The organism is Polaromonas sp. P1_E1_2 (assembly GCF_056406035.1).
The window spans coordinates 1-4,292 of sequence record NZ_JBFUAZ010000373.1 but is presented as its reverse complement, the minus strand read 5'-3'; the positions used below and the strand labels follow the sequence as shown (position 1 = coordinate 4,292).

Below are 4,292 nucleotides of genomic sequence, written 5' to 3'. Positions count from 1 at the left end.
CCTTGAAGTCCTGATATTTCTTCGGTCCAATGACGGGGAAATCCCGGGGGCGAAAATCCGGACTGATCAAATAGATGTGTAGCTGCCGGCCTTCAATCACAAAATACACCTGATGATTGGTAATGTCGCCTGGCAATCTGCCGGTTAGCGACACGGTATCTTCAAGCACTTCACCCGTCGACTTGTTGCGCCACTTGGCGTAAAGATTGTCACCAAGAACCATCTCGCCAGTAGTGCCCGCAGCTTGGCGAATTTTTCCTTGCTTTAATGCCCACTCGGGCGGCCGGGCGCCTGGCTGCAATGAGGTTCCGTAACGATAGTCAAGAAGTTCAGCGTCGGGGCTGTCAGCCAACATATCAAAACCAAACGTGTGATAAACCAACCGCGGCTTGCTGGCACAGCCGGCTAGCAATAAAGCCATTGCCAGCAGTACTTGAAGGACGGGAGACCTTAGATGATTCATTGGGTTTGCCCTCTTATGGCTGATTAACTTCCCGGTGCGATCTGCAGCGGAATCGTCACCGGCCCGTCATTGACCAGGTGCACCTGCATGTCGGCTGCGAATTGCCCGGTTTCGACTTGCGGATGCAGGCCGCGGGCCTGAGCCACGAAGTAGTCGTAGAGCCGGCGTCCTTCATCCGGCGGGGCTGCGCCAGTGAAGCTGGGCCGGTTGCCGCCTGAGGCGTCGGCGGCCAGGGTGAACTGGCTCACGATGAKCAGGCCGCCTTTGACGTCCTGCACCGACAGATTCATCTTTCCGGCTTCGTCGGAAAAAATCCGCAGCTTGAGTATTTTGGCCAGCAGCTTGTCGGCCTGCGCCTCCGCGTCGCCGCGCTCGGCGCACACCAGCACCAGCAGCCCGCCGCCTATCTGGCCGACGGTTTCGCCGGCAATCACCACGCGGGCCTCGGCCACGCGCTGCAGCACGGCCTTCATCAGTCGGTCACGCCGGCCGCGACAAACAGCGGCTTGCCGACCGGGCCGGCCAGGAAACTGACGAACTGCTGGGCCACATCCTGCTGTTTGCCGGAAGCCAGCGGCGCGGCGGTGTACGACGTGTAGTTCTGCACTTCGGCCGGAACCGGGCCGACGAACTTCAGGCCCTTGTCCCTGTATAGAAGAATCTCGGTCATCGCACCGAAACCGATCTCGCGGCCCTTGCCCTTGAGCACGTGCTCCATCACCGAGGCGCCGTCGGGATAACGCGTGGTTTTGCTTTCCACCTGCGTATACACGTCCATCTTCCTGAGCAGGCMCTCCAGGTACAAGCCGGTGGAGGCGCGGTTGAACACCAGCGAGTCGGCGGCCAGCACCGAGCGTTTGAGTGCCTCGGCATTGGTGATGTCGGGCACAGGCGCGCCTTCGCGCACCGCCACACCCATGCCGACACGGCCGACGTTGGCGCGTGTTTCCGCCAGCTTGCTGGCCGCGGCAAATTCGCCGATGACGGCGGGCGGCGCGATCACCACGTCAAACGCCGGGTTGCCGTCCATGCGCTTTTTCAGCTCGGGCGCGGTGTTGAAGGTGATTTTGGCGGTGTGGCCGGTCTGCTTTTCAAAAGCTGCCGCTGCCGCCTTGAGGCCGGGCTCGATGGCGCCGGCGCTCAGCACCTGGAGCTCCGCCGCCTGCGCGGCGGCGCTGAGCAGTGCGCAGGCAAGGACGCGGGCGGCAAGCGCAAGAGGGGGTCGTTTCATCAAGGCTCCTGGTCTCAGGGGTAGAAAGTCGGAAGGTCGGGGAAATTATCGGCGGCCGGAAGAGGGCGGCAGGCCATCAGATCAGGTCGGCCTCATCGTCGAAATGGGCTTCCACATCGGTGGGCAGCAGCTGGATGCTGGCGCGCAGGCCGGGCACGGCGCTCATCAGCGCCTGCTCAACGCTGGTGCGCACGGCCGCCGCGCGGCCCAGCGACCAGCTGGCCGGCATGTGCATGTGCATATCGACAAAGCGCCGCTGGCCGGCGCGGCGCGTGCTCAGGTGGTCAAAGCGGATGGTGGGGTGGCTGAAGCCTGCGAGTGTTTTCTGGATCTCGGTCAGCACTTCAGGCTCCACCGCCTCGTCCATCAGGCCCTGTGACGAGCGCCAGACCAGCCGGCCTCCCTCCCACAGGATATTCAGGGCCACGCCGATCGCCACCACGGCGTCCAGCCAAAGCCAGCCGGTCAACATGACAGCACCTATGCCGACCACCACGCCGGCTGAGGTCCAGACATCGGTCACGAGGTGCCTGGCGTCRGCCTCAAGCGCGATGGACCGATGCTGCCGGGCCGCGCGGAACATCGCCCAGGCCAGCAGGCCGTTGAGCGCCGAGCTGCCCACCGACAACGCCAGGCCCCAGCCAAGCTGCTGCAGCGGCCGAGGGTCCAGCATGCGGTGCACGGCAGCCCAGATGATGGCCAGCGCCGCGCCGACGATCAGCGCACCCTCGAAGCCGGACGAAAAATACTCGGCCTTGTGGTGGCCGTAGGGGTGGTCGTCGTCGGCAGGGCGCTGCGCAATCGTGACCATGGCCAGGCCAAAGAGGGCGCTGGCCAGGTTGACGAAAGACTCCATGGCGTCAGACARCAGGCCSACCGAATCCGTGATGTACCAGGCCGCYGTTTTGAGGACGATGGTGGCTGCGGCCACGGCGACGGAAGCGCGCAGCAGCCGCTGCGGCGTCAGGGATTGCCAGGCGGGAAAATTCATCTGTGCATTGTGAGGTATGGGGGCATGCCGGGTAACAAACCGGAGAAGGATGGCGGGGTGGTAAGACTTGCCTGGCGAATCGTAACTAAAGGTAATGGATAATCCGCCCAAAGAGGTCTTCATGAAACATCGCTATCTGACAGCCTTGGCCGGACTGATGCTTGCAGCCGTGCAAGCCGCCGCACAAACCCGGCCGGAACCTGCCGCGGGTGCTCCGGCCACCCCGGCAGCGGCGCCGGCGCCTGCCGTCGAGGCATCGGCCATCCCCGCTTCTGTACCCTTGCCCCCGCCTCCACCCGCCCCGGGGCAGGCCGGCTTTCTGAAAACCCTGCGCGGTGATGTCAAGCTGCTGGAGGCCGGCGGCGCAGCGCGGCCGGCAAAAGCGGGAGACCCCGTGTTGCCCGCCGGCCGCATCGTCACAGGCGCCGACTCCGCCGCCAGCCTGGTACTGCGCGACGGCACCACGGTGGTGGTGGGTCCGGCTTCGCAACTGGACATCAAGGGTTTCAGCTTTGATGCCACCACACAAGAGGGCGGCCTGCTGCTCTCCCTGCTGCAAGGTTCGCTGCGCATGATGAGCGGCCTGGTGGGCAAGGCCCATCCCGAGACCGTGCGCATCGAGACCAAGACCGCTTTCATCGGCATTCGCGGCACCGACTTCATCGTGCAGGCGGACCCACAGCCATGAGAATCCATTTCCCCCTTCTCTCCGCCATTCTCCTGAGCACGCTGCTGGCGGCTTGTTCCACCGGCACCCGTGTTGTGCTGCTGCCGCAGGAGGGCGGTACGCCGTCCGCCGTGGTGGTGCGCGCCAGGGAAGGCGCAGGCGGCGAAGCGGTGCTGTCCGTGCCTTTCCAGCGTGCCACGGCAGCGCGGGGTTCAACGGGTGCCCCCAGGGTGGACCAGGCTGATCCGGCCAAGGTTCGCGCCGATAACGCTGCGCTGTATGACATGGCGCCGCCCAGGGGCAAGCGTTACACCGTGTACTTTGATGCGGGCGGCACGGTGCTGACGGCCGAGTCGCAGAAAATCATGGAAGACGTGCTCGCCGATGCGCTGGCCCGAAGTGGCGGCGACATCGTGATCACCGGCCATACCGACACTGTGGGCGCCGGAGCCAGCAACGACGTGCTGTCGGCCCAGCGGGCGCAGCAGGTGCGCCAGATACTGATCGACCGCCAGTTTCCGGCAGAGCGTATCGAAGCGGCGGGCCGGGGCGAGCGCGACCTGGCCGTGCCTACCGCTGACGAAGTGGAAGAACCGCGCAACCGGCGCGTGGCCATCGAGGTTCGGTAACAAGATGACTGGTATGCAGGTTAAATGCCTGTAGACCAATAGGGGTAAGCGCAAGCAGCTATTAAAATAGTAGCGTTCGGTCGCCGCCCCGAGTCTGCGGAAAGCGCCCCGGGCCGCAGTTCAGGCCAGCGTGACCCTGGCAAACTTGCGTTTGCCCACCTGCACCACATACGTTCCGCTGTTCAGCTTGAGCGCCTTGTCGCTCACCACGCTGGAGTCAATCCGCACGCCGCCGCCTTCAATCAGGCGCGTGGCTTCGCTGCCCGAGGGCGCGAGGCCGGCCGCCTTGAGCAGCGCGCCTATCCCCCTCG

Annotated in this window: 6 protein-coding genes and 1 pseudogene; 2 read left to right on the top strand and 5 right to left on the bottom strand. The window is 64.6% G+C overall.

The features are described 5' to 3' along the window. The 4 genes and pseudogenes from AC1D1P_RS15925 to AC1D1P_RS15910 all read right to left on the bottom strand — a co-directional run. Positions 1-421: pseudogene (locus AC1D1P_RS15925) on the bottom strand (hypothetical protein); the annotation flags it as partial. 65 nt (positions 422-486) lie between these two features. Beyond that, complete coding sequence (gene dtd, locus AC1D1P_RS15920) at positions 487-936, bottom strand: D-aminoacyl-tRNA deacylase (RefSeq protein WP_477673647.1); 450 nt, start codon at positions 934-936, stop codon at positions 487-489. Beyond that, positions 936-1,694 carry a substrate-binding domain-containing protein gene (locus AC1D1P_RS15915; RefSeq protein ID WP_477673646.1) on the bottom strand — a complete coding sequence of 253 codons (759 nt, stop codon included), beginning with the start codon at positions 1,692-1,694 and terminating at the stop codon, positions 936-938. The genes dtd and AC1D1P_RS15915 overlap by 1 nt, the downstream gene beginning before the upstream one ends. 76 nt (positions 1,695-1,770) lie before the next feature. After that, positions 1,771-2,685, bottom strand: coding sequence for a cation diffusion facilitator family transporter (locus AC1D1P_RS15910; protein WP_477673645.1), 915 nt, complete (start codon positions 2,683-2,685; stop codon positions 1,771-1,773). Between the two features lie 121 nt (positions 2,686-2,806). On the opposite strand from AC1D1P_RS15910, the gene AC1D1P_RS15905 reads away from it, so the two are divergent. Together AC1D1P_RS15905 and AC1D1P_RS15900 are read left to right on the top strand one after the other, a co-directional pair. Beyond that, positions 2,807-3,373, top strand: a complete 567-nt coding sequence (locus AC1D1P_RS15905) for a FecR family protein (RefSeq protein WP_477670035.1) — start codon at positions 2,807-2,809, stop codon at positions 3,371-3,373. Then, entirely contained in the window at positions 3,370-3,981 is a 612-nt protein-coding gene (locus AC1D1P_RS15900) for an OmpA family protein (RefSeq protein ID WP_477670034.1), read from the top strand. Before AC1D1P_RS15905 ends, AC1D1P_RS15900 begins: the two co-directional genes overlap by 4 nt. A 120-nt stretch (positions 3,982-4,101) precedes the next feature. On the opposite strand, the gene AC1D1P_RS15895 is transcribed toward AC1D1P_RS15900, so the two are convergent. Then, positions 4,102-4,292, bottom strand: a 191-nt coding sequence (locus AC1D1P_RS15895; RefSeq protein ID WP_477673644.1) for a S4 domain-containing protein, incomplete at its 5' end; no start/stop codon positions are given.